The 21600-nt window shown below is 61.7% G+C and carries 21 protein-coding genes; 8 read left to right on the top strand and 13 right to left on the bottom strand.

Translation table 11 applies throughout. From position 1 onward, the window contains the following. Positions 1–36 precede the first annotated feature (36 nt). Positions 37–663: a pyridoxamine 5'-phosphate oxidase family protein gene (locus tag PMI16_RS24105; RefSeq protein ID WP_007884471.1), complete on the top strand. Its 627-nt coding sequence runs from the start codon at positions 37–39 to the stop codon at positions 661–663. 88 nt (positions 664–751) lie between these two features. Here the strand turns inward: PMI16_RS24105 and PMI16_RS26605 are convergent, their stop codons facing one another. After that, on the bottom strand, positions 752–934 hold the full coding sequence (locus PMI16_RS26605) for a YXWGXW repeat-containing protein (RefSeq protein WP_051994722.1): 183 nt from the start codon (positions 932–934) through the stop codon (positions 752–754). A 433-nt stretch (positions 935–1367) separates the two neighbouring features. Here PMI16_RS26605 and PMI16_RS24095 point away from each other — a divergent pair, with 433 nt between their 5' ends. Beyond that, a complete protein-coding gene (locus PMI16_RS24095; RefSeq protein ID WP_007884467.1) occupies positions 1368–2564 on the top strand; it encodes a low temperature requirement protein A in 1197 nt (398 codons plus the stop codon). Between the two features lie 196 nt (positions 2565–2760). Next, on the top strand, positions 2761–4380 hold the full coding sequence (locus tag PMI16_RS24090) for an NAD(P)/FAD-dependent oxidoreductase (RefSeq protein WP_007884466.1): 1620 nt from the start codon (positions 2761–2763) through the stop codon (positions 4378–4380). A 7-nt stretch (positions 4381–4387) separates the two neighbouring features. Here PMI16_RS24090 and PMI16_RS24085 read toward each other — a convergent pair whose 3' ends face one another. From PMI16_RS24085 to PMI16_RS24030, 12 genes are all read right to left on the bottom strand, one after another. After that, positions 4388–5164 (bottom strand): molybdopterin-dependent oxidoreductase, encoded by a 777-nt coding sequence (locus PMI16_RS24085; RefSeq protein WP_007884464.1) that lies wholly within the window; start codon positions 5162–5164, stop codon positions 4388–4390. Continuing rightward, positions 5161–5787: a cytochrome b/b6 domain-containing protein gene (locus PMI16_RS24080; protein ID WP_443134904.1), complete on the bottom strand. Its 627-nt coding sequence runs from the start codon at positions 5785–5787 to the stop codon at positions 5161–5163. The genes PMI16_RS24085 and PMI16_RS24080 overlap by 4 nt, the downstream gene beginning before the upstream one ends. 18 nt (positions 5788–5805) lie before the next feature. After that, positions 5806–6441: a hypothetical protein gene (locus PMI16_RS24075; RefSeq protein WP_007884461.1), complete on the bottom strand. Its 636-nt coding sequence runs from the start codon at positions 6439–6441 to the stop codon at positions 5806–5808. Positions 6442–6641: 200 nt separating this feature from the next. Further along, positions 6642–7229 carry a HutD/Ves family protein gene (locus PMI16_RS24070; RefSeq protein ID WP_007884460.1) on the bottom strand — a complete coding sequence of 196 codons (588 nt, stop codon included), beginning with the start codon at positions 7227–7229 and terminating at the stop codon, positions 6642–6644. Between the two features lie 29 nt (positions 7230–7258). Beyond that, complete coding sequence (hutG, locus tag PMI16_RS24065) at positions 7259–8191, bottom strand: formimidoylglutamase (protein ID WP_007884459.1); 933 nt, start codon at positions 8189–8191, stop codon at positions 7259–7261. Between the two features lie 23 nt (positions 8192–8214). Then, positions 8215–9015, bottom strand: a complete 801-nt coding sequence (locus tag PMI16_RS24060) for an amino acid ABC transporter ATP-binding protein (protein ID WP_007884458.1) — start codon at positions 9013–9015, stop codon at positions 8215–8217. Beyond that, the gene (locus PMI16_RS24055; RefSeq protein ID WP_007884456.1) at positions 9015–9680 is read right to left on the bottom strand and encodes an amino acid ABC transporter permease; all 666 of its coding nucleotides are present in this window, start codon (positions 9678–9680) and stop codon (positions 9015–9017) included. Before PMI16_RS24055 ends, PMI16_RS24060 begins: the two co-directional genes overlap by 1 nt. Before the next feature lie 47 nt (positions 9681–9727). Then, positions 9728–10492, bottom strand: coding sequence for a transporter substrate-binding domain-containing protein (locus PMI16_RS24050; RefSeq protein ID WP_007884455.1), 765 nt, complete (start codon positions 10490–10492; stop codon positions 9728–9730). 49 nt (positions 10493–10541) lie between these two features. Continuing rightward, on the bottom strand, positions 10542–11300 hold the full coding sequence (locus PMI16_RS24045; protein ID WP_007884454.1) for an IclR family transcriptional regulator: 759 nt from the start codon (positions 11298–11300) through the stop codon (positions 10542–10544). Between the two features lie 215 nt (positions 11301–11515). Next, positions 11516–12076 carry a TIGR01841 family phasin gene (phaP, locus tag PMI16_RS24040; protein WP_007884453.1) on the bottom strand — a complete coding sequence of 187 codons (561 nt, stop codon included), beginning with the start codon at positions 12074–12076 and terminating at the stop codon, positions 11516–11518. A 209-nt stretch (positions 12077–12285) separates the two neighbouring features. Further along, positions 12286–13458, bottom strand: a complete 1173-nt coding sequence (locus tag PMI16_RS24035) for a patatin-like phospholipase family protein (protein WP_007884452.1) — start codon at positions 13456–13458, stop codon at positions 12286–12288. Between the two features lie 112 nt (positions 13459–13570). After that, positions 13571–13807: a DUF3717 domain-containing protein gene (locus PMI16_RS24030; RefSeq protein ID WP_007884451.1), complete on the bottom strand. Its 237-nt coding sequence runs from the start codon at positions 13805–13807 to the stop codon at positions 13571–13573. A gap of 337 nt (positions 13808–14144) precedes the next feature. On the opposite strand from PMI16_RS24030, the gene PMI16_RS24025 reads away from it, so the two are divergent. The 5 genes from PMI16_RS24025 to PMI16_RS24005 all read left to right on the top strand — a co-directional run bounded on the left by PMI16_RS24025 (position 14145) and on the right by PMI16_RS24005 (position 21590). After that, a complete protein-coding gene (locus PMI16_RS24025; protein ID WP_007884450.1) occupies positions 14145–16436 on the top strand; it encodes a catecholate siderophore receptor Fiu in 2292 nt (763 codons plus the stop codon). A gap of 109 nt (positions 16437–16545) precedes the next feature. Next, positions 16546–17226 carry a Fe2+-dependent dioxygenase gene (locus PMI16_RS24020; protein WP_007884449.1) on the top strand — a complete coding sequence of 227 codons (681 nt, stop codon included), beginning with the start codon at positions 16546–16548 and terminating at the stop codon, positions 17224–17226. 160 nt (positions 17227–17386) lie between these two features. Continuing rightward, entirely contained in the window at positions 17387–18628 is a 1242-nt protein-coding gene (locus PMI16_RS24015; protein ID WP_007884448.1) for an SfnB family sulfur acquisition oxidoreductase, read from the top strand. A 33-nt stretch (positions 18629–18661) separates the two neighbouring features. Further along, on the top strand, positions 18662–19915 hold the full coding sequence (locus tag PMI16_RS24010; protein ID WP_007884446.1) for an SfnB family sulfur acquisition oxidoreductase: 1254 nt from the start codon (positions 18662–18664) through the stop codon (positions 19913–19915). 46 nt (positions 19916–19961) lie between these two features. Further along, positions 19962–21590, top strand: a complete 1629-nt coding sequence (locus tag PMI16_RS24005; RefSeq protein WP_007884444.1) for an ABC transporter substrate-binding protein — start codon at positions 19962–19964, stop codon at positions 21588–21590. Positions 21591–21600: the final 10 nt, after the last annotated feature.

Raw genomic sequence — 21600 nt, 5'->3', positions numbered from 1 at the left:
GGCGCACAGGATTTCAGACCATCAAAGGAGAGTTGCATGTTGGCAGACCATCAATTCGATATCGATTCCGTCGAGGTGCTGGAAGCCTTGTTCGGACAACCGGCGCAGGCCTCGCTGGTCAAGGAGCGCGACCATATCGACGCGTACTACCGGCAATGGATCGCGGCTTCGCCTTTCCTTGCCCTGGCCACGTCCGGGCCGGACGGCCTGGATTGTTCGCCGCGTGGCGACCCGCGCGGTTTTGTCGAGGTGGTCGACGCCAATACCTTGATCCTCCCGGAACGTCGCGGCAACAATCGCATCGACAGCCTGCGCAACCTGATCACCGATCCGCGCGTGGCGCTGTTGTTTCTGATTCCCGGTCTGGGCGAGACATTGCGCATCAACGGCCGTGCACGCATCAGCACCGATCCGGCCTTGCTGGAACGCTATGCCGTGGACGGCAAGCAACCCAAGGTGGTGCTGGTGATCACGGTGGAGACGGTGTTCTTTCAATGCTCGCGCGCGGTGGCGCGCGCCGGGCTGTGGGATGTCTCGCGCCATGTGGAACGCGGCAGTCTGCCGACGCCGGGGCAGATTCTGGAGCACGCCAGCCAGGCCGCCATCGATGGCGCGGCGTATGACAGCGCCTTGCCGGAACGCGTCGGGACGACCTTGTATTGATTGCGTCTTTGCTCCAATAAAAAAGCCTGCATGACGATCATGCAGGCTTTTTCTTTTTGGCGAGAGGCCGCCGGCGAGGTTTCCCGGATCAGCGTTCCCAGCCGCCGCGATTGAAGCGCCAGCCGTCGCGGTCCTGATGCCAGCCGGGCGATGCATAGTGGTGGTAGCCGCGGCGCACGCGTTCCCAATGGCCGCCGACCCAGACGTGGCGATGACCGTCCCATGCCCAGTAACCCGGCGCCCACACATAGCCGCGGTGCGGCGGCGGCACGCGTTCATAGCGTGGCGGAGGCGGCGGCGTGCCGATGCGGATATCTACCGAGCTGCGGGCTGCGCTTGCGCGACCGGCGCCGCCAGCATCGCCGATGCGGCGCTCGTGGTCAGCAAGATGGCCAGGACAATGTTCTTGTAGTTCATGATGTGCTCCGTGTTTTGAGGTGAGTCACCGGTTCCGTTTAAAGTCTGCTCAACCGATGGCTCCAATGTAGAGCGGCTGAAATGTACAGACTGTAATTTTGTGTATCCGTCCGTTGCGTCTTGCGCCGAACGGAAATGGCCGGAAACAGATTCTCCTCCAGTCGATTGTCAGAAATACGCAACTGCCGCCACACTTTCCTGCCGCCGTCGCCGTCCTTGCCTTGTCCCTGCCGCGCCGCGCATGCGACGATACGACTGTCACGGTCAACACGCACAGGAGGGAAATCATGAAGAAGCCATCGCAAACCGGTCTGCTGCGCATACGCGACGGCCACGAAGCGCGGGTCTCGTTCGTGGAGTTGTTCTTCGACCTGATTTACGTGTTTGCCGTCACCCAGTTGTCGCACCGCCTGCTGGAAAACCTCACCCTCAACGGCGCCGTCGAAACCCTGGTCCTGTGGTTCGCGGTCTGGCTGGCGTGGCAATACACCTCGTGGGTCACCAACTGGTTCAATCCGGAGACCTTGCCGATCCGGATTTTGCTGTTCGCCATCATGCTGGTCGGCCTGCTGATGGCGGCGGCGATTCCCGATGCCTTTGCCGGACGCGGCCTGGTATTCGCGATCGCCTATGCCGTCATCCAGGTCGGTCGCACGCTGTTCGTGCTGGTTTGCCTCGGTTCGCGCCATGCGCTCACGCCCAACTTCCGCCGCATGTTCGGCTGGCTGGTGATTTCCGCCGTGTTCTGGATTGCCGGCGGCATGTCGCAGGAACACCGCCTGTTGTTCTGGATCATTGCCGTCGCCTGTGAATACTTCTCGCCGATGACCGGTTTCGCCTTGCCCGGCATGGGCCGCTCCGACACGCAGGAATGGACCATCGAAGGCGGCCACCTGGCCGAGCGCTGCCAGTTGTTCGTGATCGTCGCGCTGGGCGAGGCCTTGCTGATCACCGGCGCCACCATCGCGCATTCGCACGAATGGGACGCGCCGATCATGGTCGCGTTCATCGTGACCTTTGTCGGCAGCCTGGCGATGTGGTGGCTCTACTTCGACACCAGCAGCAAGGACGGCAGCGAAGCCATCGTGCTCTCCAACGATCCCGGCCGCATCGGCGCCTACTTTCACTATGTGCACGTGATCATCGTCGCCGGCGTCATCGTGTCTGCGGTGGGCAACGAGCTGGTGATCGCGCATCCGGATCAGCGCATCGCGCCGACCACGCTGCTGGTGCTGATTGCGGGACCCGCCATGTATTTGTTCGGCAACGCCGTTTACAAAAAGGTCGTGTACCGGCGCTTTCCGCTGTCGCATAGCGTCGGACTGGTGCTGCTGGTGATCCTTGCCATGTTCGCTCACGTCACCGACCTGTTGATGGTCGGCGGACTGACGACGGCGGTGCTGATCTTCACCGCGGTGTGGGAAAGCTGTTCGCGCCGCAAGACCGCCTTGACTTATCAGGACGAGCACGCGTCTCAGTGGTGATGTAAAAAATCCAGGCCGCCGACAAGACCCGCTTCCCGCCGAAGCGGGTTTTTGTTGTCATGTTGCCATCCTGCAAACCTACGCAAACTCGCGCAGAGAACGTCGGCACGCCGCGGTAGAGTAAAATGCCGGCTGCCCCGGAGACTGTCTGCAGGCGTGCAGCGGCAAGGCGGCGATGAACAATGGAAAGAAGTAGATGCTGCGAATCAGTGAAATACAACTCCCCCTCGACCATCCTGAAGCCGACCTGCGCGCGGCGATTCTGGCGCGCCTGGGCGTGCCCGATGCGGAGTTGTTGAGCGTGAGCCTGTTTCGCCGCAGCTACGATGCCCGCAAGAAATCGGCGATCCTTCTGAATTACACGGTCGACGTCGAAGTGCGCGATGAAGCCGCCGTCTTGCGCAAGCAAAGCCTCAAGGACAAGTCGCCGATCGTGCCGACGCCCGACACCAATTATCATTTCGTCGCGAAAGCGCCGGCCGGCCTGAGCAAGCGTCCCGTCGTCATCGGCACCGGTCCGTGCGGCATTTTCGCCGGGCTGATCCTGGCCGAGATGGGCTTCAATCCGCTGATCCTGGAACGCGGCAAGACCGTGCGCGAGCGCACCAAGGATACCTGGGGCCTGTGGCGCCAGCGCGAACTGAAGCCGGAATCCAACGTGCAATACGGCGAAGGCGGCGCCGGCACCTTTTCGGACGGCAAGCTCTACAGCCAGGTCAAGGATCCGAAACACTACGGCCGCAAGGTGCTGACCGAATTCGTCGCCGCCGACGCGCCGCCGGAAATCATGTACGTCAGCAAACCGCACATCGGCACCTTCCGTCTGGTGAAGATGGTGCAGCTGATGCGCGAAAAGATCGTCGCGCTGGGCGGCGAATTCCGCTTCGAGCAAAAGGTCGACGACATCGTCATCGAAGACGGCCAGGTGCGCGGCGTGACGCTGGCCGGCGGCGAGCACATCGCAGCCGATCACGTCGTGCTGGCCATCGGCCACAGTGCGCGCGACACCTTCCAGATGCTGTACGACCGCGGCGTCTACATGGAAGCCAAGCCGTTCTCGATCGGCTTCCGCGCCGAACATCCGCAATCGCTGATCGACAAATGCCGCTTCGGCCCCAGCGCCGGCCATCCCATCCTCGGCGCGGCCGATTACAAGCTGGTGCATCATGCTTCCAACGGCCGTTCGGTCTACAGTTTCTGCATGTGTCCGGGCGGCACGGTGGTGGCGGCGACCTCGGAACCGGAGCGCGTGGTCACCAACGGCATGAGCCAGTATTCGCGCAACGAACGCAACGCCAACAGCGGCATCGTGGTCGGCATTTCGCCGGCCGATTATCCGGGCCATCCGCTGGCGGGCATCGAATTCCAGCGTCAATGGGAATCGCGCGCCTACGAACTGGGCGGCCGCAACTACGATGCGCCGGGCCAACTGGTCGGCGATTTCCTGGCGAAGAAGCCGTCGACCCAGCTCGGCAGCGTGATTCCTTCGTACAAGCCGGGTGTGTTGCTGGGCGACCTCGGCCCGTCCTTGCCCGACTACGCGATTGATGCAATCCGCGAAGCCTTGCCGTTCTTCGACAAGCAGATCCGCGGCTACGCCATGCACGATGCGGTGCTGACCGGCGTCGAGACGCGCACCTCGTCGCCGGTGCGCATCCGCCGCGACGACGACACGCTGCAAAGTCTCAATACCAAGGGTTTGTATCCGGCCGGCGAAGGCGCCGGTTATGCGGGCGGGATCATGTCGGCGTCCATCGACGGCATCAAGATCGCCGAAGCGGTGGCGCTGGCCATCGTCGGCGCTCCGGCGCAGTAATCAACCATCAGACGCCGCTGAACCAGTTGTAACCCTGGTCTTCCCAGTAACCGCCGGGATTCTCGTTGCTGACGTGGAGAGCGATGACGTGCTTGGGATTTTTGAATCCCAGCTTGGTCGGCACCCGCACCTTGAGCGGGAAGCCGTAAGGCGTGGGCAGCGGTTCCTTGCCGAAGTCCAGCGCCAGGATGGTCTGCGGATGCAGCGCCGTCGGCATGTCCAGGCTGGAGTAGTAGCGGTCTGCGCATTTGAAACCGACATACTTTGCCGACATGTCGGCCCCCACCGCCTGGAGAAATAATTTCAACGGCACGCCCGACCACTGGCCGATGGCGCTCCAGCCTTCGATGCAGATATGCCGGGTGATCTGCGCGACCTGCGGCAGGGCGCGCAGGCGCTCTGCGGTCCATGGTTTTTTGTCGCGTACCAGGCCGGAAACTTCCAGCCGCCAGTCCGTGATATCGATGTCGGGCGCGTCGGCCTCATCGTAGAAAGCATTGAAGGGAAACGGATTGGTGATCTGGCTCGCGGCATAGGTCGGGGCAAGTTTGTCGCCGCGAAAGAGTGCCGCCTGCACGCGGTCGTTCCAGCGCGACATGGCCCACAGGACCTTGTCCACCTGGTCGTTGTCCTGCAGGTCGCAGCCGGCCAGCAGCGACAGCGCACCCACCGACAGCGATGAACGCAGGAACAGGCGCCGTTCCAGCTTGACCAGCGCCGTGCGGTGATCCGCCAGGCGGATGCCGGCAGGTTTGCGCGAGGATTTGTCGTCTTGCCGGCTCATGGCGTATTCTCCGCATGCTCTGTCGAACGTCCCCGGCCGGTCACCATGGGAAGCAGGGTTTTGGGGACCAGCACCACCAGCAGCAGATGCACAAGGACAAACGCCGCGATCCCCGCCATGGCGGAAAAATGCACTTTGCGCGCGAAGTCGAAACCGCCGAACAGATTGCTCAGGATCTCCAGTTGTACCGGCTTCCAGATGGCAAGTCCCGACAGTACCGCCAGCACGCCCAATGCGATCACCGCCCAGTACAGCAACTTCTGGACGGCGTTGTAGATGCCCGGCCGGTGCGGCAGTTGCATGCGCAACGCCTGGCGTGCATCGGCCATCACGTCGCGCGCGTGCAGCGGCAGGAAATGCCGGCGGAAGTGTCCGCTGAGCACCCCGTAAAGCAGATAGAACAAGCCGTTGGCCACCAGCAGCCACATCGCCGCGAAGTGCCAGGCAATGGCGCCGCCCAGCCATCCGCCCAGGGTGGCCCATGCCGGAAACCTGAAGCCGAAGATCGGCGAGGCGTTGTAGATGGCCCAACCGCTCATCAGCATGCAGCCGATGGCGAACGCATTGAGCCAGTGCGCGACGCGGACCGCCAGCGGGTGCAACAGGATGGACTTGCGCATCATGGGGCTCACGGGGCCTTCTTACATCGGCGGCGTGACGCCGTTCTTGCCTGCGCTGACGGACACTGCCGTCAGGCTGCCGTCCGGATTCTTGCGGGAGCGCGCCACTACTTTGGCGCCGACCACCAGCAGGGAGCGATCGCCCGCTTCGATGTTGACGATAGGCACGTCTTCCGGCACCACGATTTTCTTTTCACCGCCCTTGTACTTGAGCGTGAGCGTGCGGCCGTTGCTGGCGACCACATCGCCGACGGTGCCGTTGGTCATGGTGCTGTTGGGCGCCAGGTCGAACGGACGGTGACCGTCGCCGGTGCCGGCCATCGCTGGTGGAAACACATGCACCTCCAACGCTTTTTGCGATCCGTCCGGTTGTGGAATGCCGGCGGTGCCGATATAGCTGCCGGGCTTGATGTCTTCGATGCGGGCGATGGAGATCGCCGCGACGCGGGTGTCCTTGTCCAGTTTGATGGTCTGTTCGACGCCGCGGTTGGTCTTGACGACGAGATTGTCGCCGCTTGCCGAGACGATGGTGCCGCGTACGCCGGTCGGTGCGGGCGTCTGCGCAAATGCTGCAGAATGGATGAGGCCGCCGGCGAGGGTGGATACAAGAATCGATACTATCGCACCGCGAAGGCGCTTTGGATGGGAGATATTCATTGTAGGGACCGATGGATGGAGGAAAAACCATTCTAGGCATCCAACCGGTCATTATCATGATATTTGGATGACAAAAATGTCATCTTCGGGCGATGTTGCCGACGTTGGCGGTCGATCAACTGTCCGCTTGCCCGGCAGCTTGCGCGGGCAGGAAACGATCTATCCGACGGAAACGTCGCGCATCACGCCTGCAACGGCAGTCATGCAGCGTGGCGCTGACCGGCTGTCCGGTATAGCCGCACCAGCATCAGTTCCGCGGCGCTGGCGTCGACGATGCAATGCTTCTCTTCCGCCGTAAGCATCACCGCATCGCCGGCATGCAGCTTGTTCTCATCCGACAGGCTGCAACTGCCGTTGACCACATAGATCAACACCGCATCGCCATGCATCGGCAGCGCTGTCTGCTGTATGACGGTGATTTGTTCCACCGTGTGGGAGAAAGCGGCGCGACGCGTCATGACGTTGAAGTCGACGATGCCGCCGCCGATCAGCGTGGAATGGACGGTGGTCGCACCGTCAAAGCGCAAGACCGGATCGCGCGGCGTCAGTGTCTGCGAGACGCCGCCGATGTCGAGCGCGATGCCTTTGCCTTCCAGCACCGCCAGCGAGCGGTCGACGCCAGGAAACGGCGAGAACGCGCCGCCTTGCTGCACCGTGGCGACGCTCACGCGCCAGTCGAACGATTCCAGTGAACTGTCTTCCGGAAAACGCATGATTTCGCACGTCATGCCGCCGCCGTTTTTCCAGCGCATCAGGCGTTGCTTGGATTGTGGGATCAGGAGGGACATGAAAGCAGTATAGGACGGGTTCCGGAGGCTTATACGGGTTGCAGAATCAGGTGCGCCAGTCGGGCAGCGACCTTGGCCGTCATGCCGTCGCGGTCGTAGACCGGATTGCACTCGGCGATGTCGGCCGCAGCCAGTTTGCCGCTGGCCTTGATGGTGCTCACCAGTCGTTCGATTTTTTCCAGCGCCATGCCGTAAGCCGCCGGGGCGGAGACGCCGGGCGCCTTTTCGCCGGGCAGCACATCGAGGTCGATGGTCAGGTAGACGTCGTCGACCTGTTGCAGCCGCACATGGAGTTGTGCATTGAGCGTGTTGAGGCTGCCGAGCGCGACGTCGGTGTCCATGACGTAGTCCACATTCAGTTGCCGCGCGCGCTTGAACAGCGCGGGCGTGTTGCCGAGCTGGCTGATGCCGTAGCAGAGGTAGTGGAATTCGACGTCGGCCCATTCGCACCATTCCGCCATTTGCTTGAACGGCGTGCCCGAGGTCGAGCGTTCGGCTTCGCGCAGGTCGAAGTGAGCGTCGAAATTGACGATCAGCAATTTGCGCTGCGCCATGGCCTTGCCGAAATGGCGCATGATGCCGAGGAAGGTGCCGTAAGCCACTTCATGGCCACCGCCCAGCACCAGCGGAAACGCGCCTTGCGATTTGACGTCGGCGATCTTGGCGGCCAGGCGTTGCTGCGCCTGTTCCAGGTCGCCGTCGTGGCAATCGATGTTGCCGGCGTCGGCCAGGGCGTCGATGCGATGCGCCGGCAGGTTGGCCATCATGCGGCGGATGGCGTCCGGACCTTGCGCCGCGCCGACGCGGCCGTGGTTGCGTCGCACGCCTTCATCGGACGCGAAGCCGATCAGCGCGCCGCCGTTCCTGATGCCGTTGTCGAAGGGGCGCACCAGTTGATGCAGGCGCCGTGTGTCGCCTGCGCTGTCATGGTCGAGACGGCCGTTCCAGAGTGAGTGATCCATGTTTTTTCTTGTCTGTCGCTATCTTATGCGGCCGTCGATGCCGGAGCCGATGAATTGTTGCGGGTCAGTACGGCTTGCAGGAAGCTACGTGTGCGCTCCTGCGTCGGATTGACGAAAATCTGGTCGGGCTTGCCGGCCTCGACGATGCGGCCCTGGTCCATCACCACCACCACGTCGGCTACTTCGCGCGCGAAACCCATTTCGTGCGTGACCACGATCATGGTCATGCCTTCGTTGGCGAGCGCCTTCATCACTTGCAGCACTTCACCGACCAGTTCCGGATCGAGCGCCGAGGTCGGTTCGTCGAACAGCATGACTTTCGGCTGCATCGCCAGTGCGCGCGCAATCGCCACGCGCTGCTTCTGCCCGCCCGACAGCGTGGCCGGCATGGCATCGGCCTTGGCGGCCAGTCCGACCTTGGCCAGCAGGCTGCGCGCCAGGGTTTCGGCTTCGTCCTTCGGCGTGCCGCGGATCTTGCGCGGACCGACCGTGACGTTTTCCAGCACCGACAAATGCGGGAACAGGTTGAACGACTGGAACACCATGCCGACCTGCGTGCGCAGATCGTTCAGGGCGTGGTCGGCGATCATCCTGCCGTCGACCAGCAGGTCCTGGTTGCAGATGGAGATGTTGCCTTCTTCCGCGACTTCGAGTCCGTTGCAGCAGCGCAGCAGCGTGCTCTTGCCGGAGCCGCTGGGGCCGATGATGACGACCACTTGCGAGGCGGCGACTTCCAGGTCGATGCCGTGCAGGATGCGATGGCCGGAGAAGGATTTGCCGAGTTTGGCGATATTGATCATGGGCGATGTCGTGGACGGCTGCATCAGACGGCTCCTCCTGCGCGCAGGTGTTTCTCGACCCGTTGCAGGGCCATGCTGGTAAGGCTGGTCAGCACCAGATACACCAGCGCAACCGCGATATAGACTTCCAGCGAACGGTAGGACACGCTGATGATCTTCTGGCCTTCGTGCATCAGATCGGCGATGGTCAGCAGCGACACCAGCGCCGAGTTCTTGATCAGCGCGATGAACTCGTTGCCCAGCGGCGGAATCATGCGCACCACGGCCTGCGGCAGGATGATGGTGCGCATCGCCTTGCCGGACGACATGCCCAGCGAGCGCGCCGCTTCCATCTGACCCTTGTCGATCGACTGGATGGCGCCGCGCACGATTTCGGAGACATAGGCGCCGGAATAAATACCGAGTCCGAGCACGCCGCACAAGAAGGCCGGCAGCAGGATGTCGAACTGCGGCAGGCCGAAGAACAGCAGGAACAATTGCACCAGCAGCGGCGTGCCGCGGATGAAGGTGACGTAAGCAGTACAGATGCCGTAGCGCACGCGCTTGCTGCGGTCGAGCCGCCCCAGGCCGACCAGCAGGCCGAGCATGCAACCCAGCACCAACGAGATGGCGGTGATTTCCACCGTGACGATTGCGCCATGCAGCAGGTCCGGCCAGCCTTCAAGCACCGGCAAAAAATCCAGGCTCATCTGTTCTCCTTACGTCTGTTTTTTTATTGAATTGCGTTGCTGTCGAATTACTTGGCCGACGACAACCACTTCTGCACCAGCTTGTCGTAGCTGCCGTCGAGCTTGACCTTCTTGAGCGCGGCGTTCATTTCTTCGGTCAGTTGCGGCAGGTCCTTGCGCACGGCGTAGCCGTACAGTTCGACGCTGACTTGTTTGTCCAGCACCTTCATGCCGGGACGGGTCTTGGCGTATTCGATGGCGGCAGGCTTGCCGGTGACGGCGGCGTCGGCGCGGCCGATTTCAACCAGGTTGAACATTTCCTGGTTCTTCTCGACTTCGATGCGCTCGGCTTGCGGGTAGTACTCCTTCAGGTAGTTGGCCGACTTGGTGCCGACCTGTACCGAGACTTTCTTGCCGGCCAGGTCCGACGGCTGCTTGATCGCGGTATTGCTGGCCTTGGTCAGCACCACCAGGCCGCCCGGGTAGTAAGGATCGGTGAAGTTGACTACGCGACGGCGTTCTTCGGTGATGTAGATCGCCGAAGAAGCAACGTCGAAGCGGCGCGACACCAGACCGGGGATCAGGCCCTTGAAATCGATGTCGGTCCATTCGACTTTCTTGTGCATGGTCTTGGCCAGCAGTTCGATCAGTTCGATGTCGAAACCGGTGCGCTTGCCGTCCTTGAAGAATTCGAAGGGCGGAAAGGTGGCGTCGGTGGCGACGCGGATGACGTCGACGGTCTGGGCGGAGGCCGGTGCGGCAATGACACTGGCGGCGAAACTGAAAACAAGGCTGACGGCAAGCATGCTGGCAAAGCGACGGCGGTGGATCATGGTTTCTCCCTCGGATGAATGGTTCTGATGACTGCTGGAAACTGCTGCTTTAAAACAAGGAAAGACGTTCGCTGATGGCGGCGGCGGCCTGGACCGTGGCGGCAATCAGCTCGCGCTGCCGCTCTTCGACCCGGATTGCCGGGGCCATCAGGGTAATGGCCCCGGCCGCCTGGCCGGGTTTGTAAAACACGGGAGCGCTCACGCCCCACACACCCAAGTCGACTTCGCTTTCGCTGACCGCATAACCCTGCGCGCGGATGGCGGCGAGTTCTTTTTGCAGGCGGGCGATGTCGTCGTCCTGGCCGTGCAACTGGCGCTGCACGATGTTGTCGGCCATGGCGACGGGCAATTGCGCCAGCACCGCCTTGGCCGAGGCGCCGCGCGACAGCGGATGCGAGCGGCCTTTGGAAAACGAGCAGCGCAGCGATTGTTCGCTTTCGACCATGTCCAGGCAGGTCACCTGGTCGTTGACGGCGACCATCAGGCCGACGCTTTCGCCGCATTTCTTGGCCAGTTGCAGCATTTCCGGCCGGGCGTTGCTGACGAGATAGGAGGTATGGTCGAAGCCCCAGGCCAGTTGCACGCTCAAAGGGCCGGGCGCGTAAAAGTTGTCCTGTTCCTGCACCAGACCCCATTTTTTCAGCGGCAGCAGGTGTCGGTACAGCGTGCTTTGCGGCAAGCCGGTCAGCTCTTTCAGCTTGCGCACGGCGATCGGTTTGCCGTATCGGGCGATGACGGACAGCACCATGAGCGAGCGCTCGCTGGTGGCGACGACGGGTGCTTGCGGCGTGGCGGCGACGGAATTCATGGCCGGATGATTCCTCATTTTTCTCATATTTGAAAATTGAATTCTCGATTTGTGAGAATCCGAGTGTAAATGAGTTGCGGCCGGATTGGCGTAAATGCGGGGGAAGGAAGCGGCAGGGCAATGCGCGGAGCGGGCAATAAAAAACGGACCGCATAGGCGGTCCGTCCGGAGTGTGCAGCAGCAGTCTGACGACTGCGCCGTAGCATTGCTACGGATTACTTCTTGCGGCTGGTGGTCTTTTCAGCAGCTTGCGTGAATTGCTTGGCCGCGTTGCTCAGGTGGCCTTCCAGTGTTTCCACGGCTTGCTTGGTGTTCTTGGTCAATTGCTCGTAGCTGGCGTTGGCGTTGCCGATGGCCGACTTCAGCAGAGCCACGGCGTTTTCCGAACCGGCTGGGGCGTTCTTGGCGATTTCGTCGACCAGGGCGCTGACTTTGCGGCTGGTTTCGGCGACTTGCGCTTCGGTTGCCTTGGTCAGTTCAGCCTGGGTAGCCGACACGATGCTGGCCAGATGACGGCCGTAAGCGGCTGCCTTTTCTGCTGTCGGTTGGGCTTGTGCCTGCGCCAGGGCCAGCAGTTCTTGCGGATCCTTGATGGAGGCGAATTGTTGCGCAGTGGCGGCGGACTCTTCCAGCGATGCCTTGGCGGCGCTCAGGTTCAGTTCAACAATCTTTTCCAGACCTTCGAAAGTCTTGGTGGTCAGTGTGTTGATCAGATCCAGTTGAGCTTGGAAATGGGTCTTGGTTGCAGCGGAAAATTGATCTTGGTACGAAAACATGGACTTCTCCTTTGGTTTCAAAAACAGTTGACGATTGGCGGCTTCGGTCTCGAAAAACTATTTTTGTGCGCCGCAACAAATACTATTTTACGCACTTATTTGGTGAGGTCAAGAACTTTTTGTGCGCCGCACAAAAATGATGGAAATTGCAATTTTAACAACACAATCTGTTATTGCACAGCGTTAATTACCTACGCCGCCGGCCGGCATCAGCCGGTGGTCACTTCCACCAGGGGCGGCAGCTCATGCACCACCACGCCGGTGTCCGACACCTGGAACGGGCAACCATGGCTCACTTCGATACCGCGCATGGCATCCTGATAGCCTTGCTCCCAGCGCCACTCGATCGAGCCGCGCGAGAAGTTGACGTCCTTGGACGCCATGTTCCAGTCGCGCCCCGCATACGGCAACCGCACGATATGGATCGTGGTATCGGCGCCGAGTTCGGCCAGTTGCTTGCGGTCGCCGGGTTGGCGCAGGTCCGCAGGCAGCCGCTCGTACAGCTCGCGCGCCAGCTTGCGCAACTGGTATTGCTTCAGATAGGCCTCGATATGGCGCTGCGAGCGCGAGGCGAAGGTGACGTCTTTCTGGCGCGTCTGGACTTCTTCATAGGTGCGCGGTTCGGGGCCGTCGGCATGCCACAGGTCGACCATCATGCATAGCGTGTCCTGGCGCGGCTCGTCGTTGAGTACCGCTTCCAGCGGCGTGTTCGAATACAGACCGCCATCCCAGTACAGGTCGCCGTCGACGCGCACCGGGGCAAAGCCGGGCGGCAGCGCGCCGCTGGCCATCACGTGGTCGGCGCTGATCGGCTGATTGTTGGTGTCGAACTTGACCAGCGTGCCGCAGGTCACCTTGACGGCGCTGACGGTCAGCCGGATGCCGACATCCTTGTTGTTGAGATAGTCGAAATCGACGTATTTGTTGAGCGTTGCGCGCAGTTCCTCGGTGTTGTAGAAGCTGGCCTCTTCCGGCGGCACCGGCAAGCCGATGGCGAACGGGCTGAAGGAGCGGGGAGTAAAAAACCCCGGCACGCCGCGCGCGAAGGTGTCCATGGTGGTCATCCAGGTCGCCAGCTGGCGCGTGGCGTCGGGGACTTGCTGCAGGTTGACCAGGTCGGCGTGAGAGACGCTTTCCCAGAATTCACGCAGGCGCTGGATGCGGAATTCGCGTTCGTTGCCGGCAATGATGGCGGCGTTGATGGCGCCGATCGAGGTGCCGACCACCCAGTCCGGCGTCAGGTTGTTTTCGTGCATGGCTTGATAAACACCGGCCTGGTAGGCGCCGAGGGCGCCGCCGCCTTGCAGCACCAGTGCAATGCGGTGCTTGCGTTCAGTGGATACGGAGGGCGGGGAAGGGCTTACTGCGGGTTTGCGTCGCATCTTGGTCCTTGCGGTTGGAATACAGCAGACTGCGCATTATCCAAATTGTTCAACGCAGCAACTGATAAAAATCATACGCCACAAATATGACAAGCGAGCCGCAACCCGACATTCAGGCGTTTTGCGGCGTCCGTATCTTGCGCCAGGCATCGATCAGCTGGCGCGCTTCCTTGCCGACGGCGTCAAGGTCGACGGCGTGGGTGCGCTCGATGATCATCACCGCATAGACGTCGGCCAGCGCATTGACTTCGGGCGACAAGGCGCATTCCTCGCCGGTGGCGGGACGCTGGATGCGCCAGTAGTTGATTGCTTCTTCCAGTTCCGTCAGGGAAATAATGGTTTCGCTCATTTGTTTATTGTACGCCTGCGTTCCGGCCGTACAAAAGCATGCCGCCGCTTCTTTAGCGAACGATAAAAATCCCGAGACAACTCGTCGCCTCTGCCGACCAGTTTCGAGAAGTGAATTGGCGGATATCAAGGAAACCGGAATATCTGCATCGCCGTGCCCGAATGCGTTGCATTCAACCGGAGCCAAAACTATATTCGCTGCGCCGACCACAGCAACAAGATATCCCGTTCGATCCGGCAGCCCGCCCATCTTTTTCCCAGCCAGCCAGTCAGTCCTGCCGAATTGCGTCATCCGGAGGTCGGCGCTGACCGTCACTTACTTATCACTGGGAAATTCAATGTCCATTTACATCAAGAGCAGAAAACACGGCGCCGCCGGCCGTCCACTTAACTTGCGCGCTTCGCTGGGCGCTTCCATCACCGCTTCGACGCTGGCGCTGGCCGCGCCGTTCAATGTTTCGGCGCAACAGAACGACGGCAATTTGCCGCCGGTCGAAGTCAAGGAACGCAACGAGTCCTACAAGGCCGAGCGCATCAGTTCGCCCAAATTCACGCAGCCGCTGGTCGACACCACGCAAACCATCACCGTCATCAAGAAGGAGTTGCTGCAATCGCAACAGGCGACCACGCTGACCGAAGCGCTGCAGAACAGCGCCGGCGTCGGCACCTTCAATACCGGCGAAAACGGCAGCACCGCAACGGGCGATTCCATCTTCATGCGCGGTTTCAGCACCGCCAACAGCATCTTCGTCGACAACATCCGCGACCTCGGCAGCGTCTCGCGCGACCTGTTCAACATCGAGCAGGTCGAAGTGGTCAAAGGACCGGCCGGCGCCGACAACGGCCGCGGCGCGCCGACCGGTTACATCAACATGGTGACCAAGCAGCCGACGCTGGAGAACGCTTATTCCGGCACGGCAACCTACGGCACCGGCGACAATAAACGCCTTACCGCCGACCTCAACAGGCACCTCGACGGACTCAACGGCGCGGCATTCCGGCTCAACCTGCTCAAGCAGGACAGCGGCGTGCCCGGCCGCGACCGTGTGGAAAACAATCGCTGGGGCATCGCGCCGTCGTTCGCCTTCGGCCTCGGCACGCCGACGCGGATGCTGTTCAACTATCTCCATCTCGACCGCGACAACGTGCCAGATGCCGGCATCCCGACCATCGGCGCGCCGGGCTTTTACAATGCCACGACGGCAGGCAAGAGCACTGCTCCGGTGGCGGGCAGCAACTACTACGGCATGGCCGGCGACTACGACAAAAGCACCTCCGACATGTTCACCGCGATTGTTGAACACGATCTCAGCGCCGACGTGACGATCCGCAACACGACGCGCTACGGCAAGACCAAACAGAATTATCTGATCGGCAGCCCGTTCACCGTCGATGGCAGCAATGTCAATCCGGCCAACTGGACGGTAAGCCGGGTGTTGCAAACCAGGGATCAGGAAAACGAGATCTTCACCAACCAGACCAATGCCCTTATCAAATTCAGCACCGGGTCCGTCAAACACGCCATGACGACGGGGCTGGAGTTCATTCGTGAAAAACAGACAACGATTCTCTATGCCGGCCCTGCGCTTGCGGCGGCCAATCTGTATGCACCGAATCCTTATGCGCCGGCGAGCGTATCGATCCAGCCCAGCGGCGGCCGCAACCAGGGCGCCACCAACACCATCGGCGCGTATCTGTTCGACACCCTGGAGCTGACGCCGTCCTTCCAGATCAACGGCGGTCTGCGGCTCGATCGCTACAGCACCGACTTCAACGGTGTCGCCGTATCGACCACCGCCAGCAATCCGGGCCTGCCCGTCGGCACGCTGGTGCCCACCACGCTCGGCAAGAACGGCAGCTTGCTGAACTGGAAAATCGGCGCACTTTATAAACCCGCGTCCAATGGCAGCATCTACGCCGCCTATGCCACATCGCAGCAACCGCCGGGCGGCGCCGCGTTTGCCCTGAGCACCAACGGCAGCAGCGCCGACAATCCCAATTTCGCGCCGCAGAAAACCAGCACGACGGAAGTGGGCACCAAGTGGGAAGTCTTCAACAAGAAACTGTTGGTGTCGGCGGCATTGTTCCGTACGGAGGTCAGCAACGAGATCACGCAGGACGCCGTCACCAGCAATCTGTATGTGCAAAACGGCAAGAAGCGCGTAGACGGTCTCGAGCTGTCGGCTTCCGGTGAAATCACTTCGGGTTGGTCGGTCAACGCCAGCGCGGCATGGATGAACGCCAAAGTGTCGAGCGGCACCACCAACGCGTCCGCCACCAGTAATCAGAACAACGCCGCGATGAGTTTCTCGCCAAAAAAGACGATGACGCTGTGGAGCACCTACTTGCTGCCGTCGGGCTTCACCATCGGCGGCGGCGTGCGTTACGTCGACGCCATGGCGCGCACCGCCAGCACCACCATCGGCGGGACCACCAATACTCCCTACGCGCAAAGCTACTGGGTGGCCGACGCCATGGCGGCATATCAGCTCAACAAGAACGTCAACATACAGCTCAACCTTTACAACCTGACCAACGAGCATTACGTTGCCTCCCTCAACAACAGCGGCACGCGCTACATTCCCGGCGCCGAGCGTTCCGCCAGACTCAGTCTGAACCTGGCTTATTGATCTTCCTCGCCCCGCAGCCGGAAAACGCCGGAACGCGGGGCGGGCGTTTGCGGTTCCGGTTCCGATTCCGATTCCGATTCCTGCGCCATTCTTTACAAGGAGTTATTTTGTGTTGCTGCACATTCCTCGTGTCTTGACTGCGGAGCAGGTAGCGCTGTTGCGCACCAGGCTGGACGCTGCCGATTGGACCGACGGCCGTGCCACGGTCGGCTCGCAAGGCGCACGCGTCAAGCGCAATCGCCAATTGCCGGAGCACCAGCCTCAGGCAAAAGAGCTGGGCGGCATCGTCACGGCCGCGTTGGCCGCCAATCCGACGTTCTTCGCGGCTGCTTTGCCGGCACGCACCATGCCGCCCCTGTTCAATCGTTATGAAAGCGGCGAAGAATACGGCGTACATATCGACGGCGCGGTGCGCATGGTTGCCGATACCGGCCATCAATTGCGCACTGACGTGTCGTCCACGCTGTTCCTGAGCGAACCCGATGATTACGAAGGCGGCGAACTGGTCGTGCACGACACCTATGGCGCGCACGAGGTCAAGTTGCCGGCCGGCGATCTGATTCTGTATCCCTCCACCAGCCGCCACGAAGTCACCGCCGTGACGCGCGGTTGCCGCGTCAGCGCCTTTTTCTGGACCCAAAGCATGATCCGTGACGATCACCGGCGCGGCATGCTGTTCGAACTCGACCAGGCCATCCATGCATTGCGCCGGCGGCATGGCGACAGCGAAGAGACCGTCGTTCTGGCAGGGCATTATCACAATCTTTTACGACTCTGGGCCGAGACCTGAACGCAGGAGAGGCATCCCTGTTCATGCAATTTTTGAACTAGGAAATGCGAAATACTTCGTTTTGTAAAAACAAGGACTTTGATTTAATGGCCCATTGCTAATCTTGTCTGCGCTTGCCGCCCTCTGCGGCAATGCGGTCAATCTCGCGGAGCCATCCATCATGTCAGCGGTCATCGAAAAATCGATCGCGGGCGCAGCCGTCTCTACGTCCCGTGCGCCGGCGCACCGCATCCTCAGTGAAACAGAAGCGCTGGATACAGCTCGCAAGCTGGCCCAGGATTTCGCCGCGGAAGCCGCCGAGCGGGACCGGCAGCGCCGCTTGCCGCATGCGGAGATCGAGCGTTTTTCTTCCAGCGGCTTGTGGGCCATCACGGTGCCCAGGGCATACGGCGGCATTGGCGCGTCGTGGGTGACGCTGGCTGAAGTCGTCAAGATCATCTCCGCCGCCGATCCCTCCATCGGCCAGATCCCGCAAAATCATTTCGGTATTCTGAACGTGCTGGCGCAGACGGCCAGCGAAAGCCAGAAACACTATTTCTACGGTGAAGTACTGAAAGGCGCCCGCTTCGGCAACGCCGGTCCCGAGCGCACCAGCAAGAACGTGCTCGACGTCCGCACGCGCATCAGCAAGGATCCGGGCAGCCCCGATTACCTGCTCAACGGCACGCGCTTCTATTCAACGGGCGCGCTGTACGCCGACTGGGTGCCGACGCGCGCGCTCGACGAGGAAGGCAAGGGCGTGTTTGTTTTTGCCGAGCGCCATGCGCCGGGCTTGAGCGTGGTCGACGACTGGTCAGGCTTCGGCCAGCGCACCACCGCCAGCGGCACCGTCGTCTTCGACAACGTACGCGTATCTGCCGGACACATCGTGCCGCTGCATCAACTGGCGCAACAACCCAACAACATCGGACCGGTGGCGCAGCTGATCCAGGCCGCCATCGACGCCGGCATCGCGCATGCGGCCGTCGACGATGCGGTTGCCTTCATCCGCCAGCGTTCGCGTCCCTGGGCCGACAGCGGCGTCGAGCGCGCCGGCGACGATCCGCTGACGATCAATCAGATCGGCGACCTGAAGATTCGCCTGCATGCCGCCGATGCCTTGCTCGAACGCGCTGCCCGCACGCTCGACAATCTGCCGCTGCCGATCGACTACGAACAAATGGCGCAAGCCTCGGTCGCCGTGGCCGAGGCCAAAGTGCTGACGACCGAAATCGCGCTGCATGCCAGCGAAAAACTGTTCGAACTGGCCGGTACGCAGTCGACCCTGTCGGCACACGATCTGGACCGCCACTGGCGCAACGCGCGCGTGCACACGCTGCACGATCCGGTGCGCTGGAAGTATCACGCCGTCGGCAACTACTACCTCAACGACACGCCGCCGCCGCGCCATAACTGGTCCTGAACCGGCCGGTCATTTTCATCGAAAGCACACATCATGAGTCATCCCGCCATTGCCATCGCATCCTCCGATGCGCCATCAGGTTCCGCAGAGCCGCGTCTTGTCGCCAGGATCCGCGACGACGCCGAGGCTATCGAAGTCGCACACAAACTGGCCGTAGAACTGGCGCGCGAAGCCTCCGAGCGCGACCGTGAACGCCGCCTGCCGTGGGCCGAACTGGAACGTTATGTCCGCTCGGGTTTGTGGGGCATCACCGTGCCGAAGGAATACGGCGGCGCCGGCGTCTCCAACGTCACGCTGGCGCAGGTGACGGCGATCATCGCCGAGGCCGATGGCTCGCTCGGCCAGATTCCGCAAAACCATTTTTATGCCGTCGAAATCATCCGCGTCAACGGCAGCGACGCGCAAAAGCGCTTCTATTTCGACCGTGTCTTGCAGGGCGACCGCTTCGGCAACGCGCTGGCGGAAATCGGCACCAAAAACTCCGCGGAGCGCAAGACGCGCCTGAGCAAAGACGACACTAAAGACGGCGATGGTTACCGCATCAACGGCCGCAAGTTCTACGCCACCGGCGCACTCTACGCCGACTGGGTGCCGACCTCGGCCATCGACGACGACGGCGTGCAGCAACTGGCCCTGGTGCCGCGCGATGCGGAAGGCCTGAGCATCGTCGACGACTGGTCGGGCTTCGGCCAGCGCACCACCGGAAGCGGTTCTGCGATCTTCGACAACGTGCGCGTTTCGGCCGATGCCGTGCTGGGTTTCCAGGCTTCCTTCGACCGTCCGACCACGGTGGGTCCGCTCGCGCAGATCCTGCATGCGGCGATCGACCTCGGCATCGCGCGTGCCGCCTACAAGGACCTGATCCGTTTCGTTTCGACGCGCTCGCGGCCATGGATCGACAGTGGCGTCGAACGCGCCGGCGACGATCCGCTGACCATCCGCGAAGTCGGCGACCTGACCGTGCAATTGCACGCCGCCGAAGCGCTGGTGGATCGCGCCGGATTGAAGGTCGATCTGGCCGCCGTCAATCCCACGGCGGATACCGTCGCCGCCGCATCGATCGCGGTCGCCGAGTCGCGCGTATTGACCAACAACGTTTCGCTGGCCGCCGGCAGCAAGCTGTTCGAACTGGCCGGCACGCAATCCACGCTGGCCGAAAACAACCTCGATCGCCACTGGCGCAACGCCCGCACGCATACGCTGCACGATCCGGTGCGCTGGAAGTATCACGCCATCGGCAACTACTACCTCAACGACAAGAAGCCGCCGCGCCACGGCGCGATCTGAGGGGCTCTCCGTTGACTTCGCCGTCCACACAACAAAAAAAGACATCATGCACAATCGCCTCACGACTTCCTTGATTTCCGCACTGGTGCTGGCGTCGCTGCCTTTCATCGCTGCAGCGCAGACGCCCAAATCCGGCGGCACGCTGGTCGCCATCGTCCAGCCGGAACCGGTCACGCTGACCGGCGCCGTCAATACTGCACAACCGACTTCGCTGATCGCCACCAACGTCTATGACGGCCTGCTGTCCTACGACAACGATCTCAAGCCGCACGGCCAGTTGGCCGAACGCTGGGAAGTGTCCAAGGACGGCCTTGCCATCACTTTCCATTTGCGCAAGGGCGTCAAGTGGCACGACGGCAAACCGTTCACCTCGGCCGACGTCAAATGGTCGGTGGAAAACGTGTGGAAGACCATCCATCCGCGCAACAAGGCCATCCTCGTCAATCTGACGCAAGTCGATACGCCGGATGTCAATACCGCCATTTTCCGCTTCACCAAGCCGTCGCTGGCCTTGCTGTCGACGCTCAATTCCTGGGGCGCGCCGGTATTGCCGAAGCACTTGTATGAAGGCACCGACGTCCTCAACAATCCGAACAACAACAAGCCGGTCGGCACCGGCCCGTTCGTGTTCAAGGAATGGAGCCGCGGCAACTACATCACGCTGGAGCGCAATCCGAACTACTGGGATAAGAGTAACGGCGGGGGCAAGCCCTACCTCGATAAGATCATCTTCAAGGTCGTACCTGACGCTGGTGCGCGTGCTGCAATGCTGGAAAACGGCGACGCCCAGTACGCCGTGTTCAGCCCGGTGCCGCCGAAGGAAGCGCAACGCCTGGCCGACTCCGGCAAGGTCAAGGTCGAAACCAACGGCTACCAGTGGTCCTCGCCGGTGCTCTACCTCGACTACAACCTCAACAACAAGTATTTGAAAGACGTGCGCGTGCGCCGCGCCATTGCCCACGCGGCCAATCTGGAAGGCCTGAACAAGGTAGTCTGGTACGGCTATGGCAAGCCGTCGGTCAGCATCGTGCCGACGACCTTGTCGCAGTTCTTCGACAACACCGTGCCGCGTTATCCCTACGACATCAGGAAGGCCGAAGCGCTGCTCGATGAAGCCGGCTTCCCGCGCGGCGCCGACGGCGTGCGCTTCGCCATCAGCAACGACTACCTGCCGTACGGCGACGACTATCGCCGCACCGCCGAATACCTCAAGCAGTCGCTCAAGCGCGTCGGCATCGAAGTCAACATCCGCAGCCAGGACACGGCGGCCTTCACCAAGCGCGTCTACGGCGACCGCGACTTCGATACCGCGATCACCTGGAATGCTTCCTTTCCCGATCCGCAGATCGGCCTGACGCGCATGTACTGGTCGGGCTGGGTCGGCAAGAACATTCCCTGGACCAACAGCTCGGGTTACAGCAATCCGGAAGTCGACCGCGTGATCGAACAGGCGCAGGGTGCGCCTACCCAGGCCGAGCGCATTGCGCTGTTCAAGAAATTCCAGCAGATCACCCAGACCGAATTGCCGACCTTGCCGCTGATCGAACTGCATTTCTTCACCGTGCACTCGCCGCGTCTCAAAGGCATCACGCAGGATGGCGACCAGTCGCAGGGGGCGCTGAAAAACGCGTGGCTGGAGCCGGCCAACGCCAACCTGGCGAAAGCCGGGCAATAAAAATACCGAG

It is taken from the genome of Herbaspirillum sp. CF444, assembly GCF_000282135.1.
GTDB lineage: Bacteria > Pseudomonadota > Gammaproteobacteria > Burkholderiales > Burkholderiaceae_D > Herbaspirillum.
The sequence above is the reverse complement of the archived record's forward strand: the minus strand, read 5'-3'. Positions and strand labels throughout refer to the sequence as shown.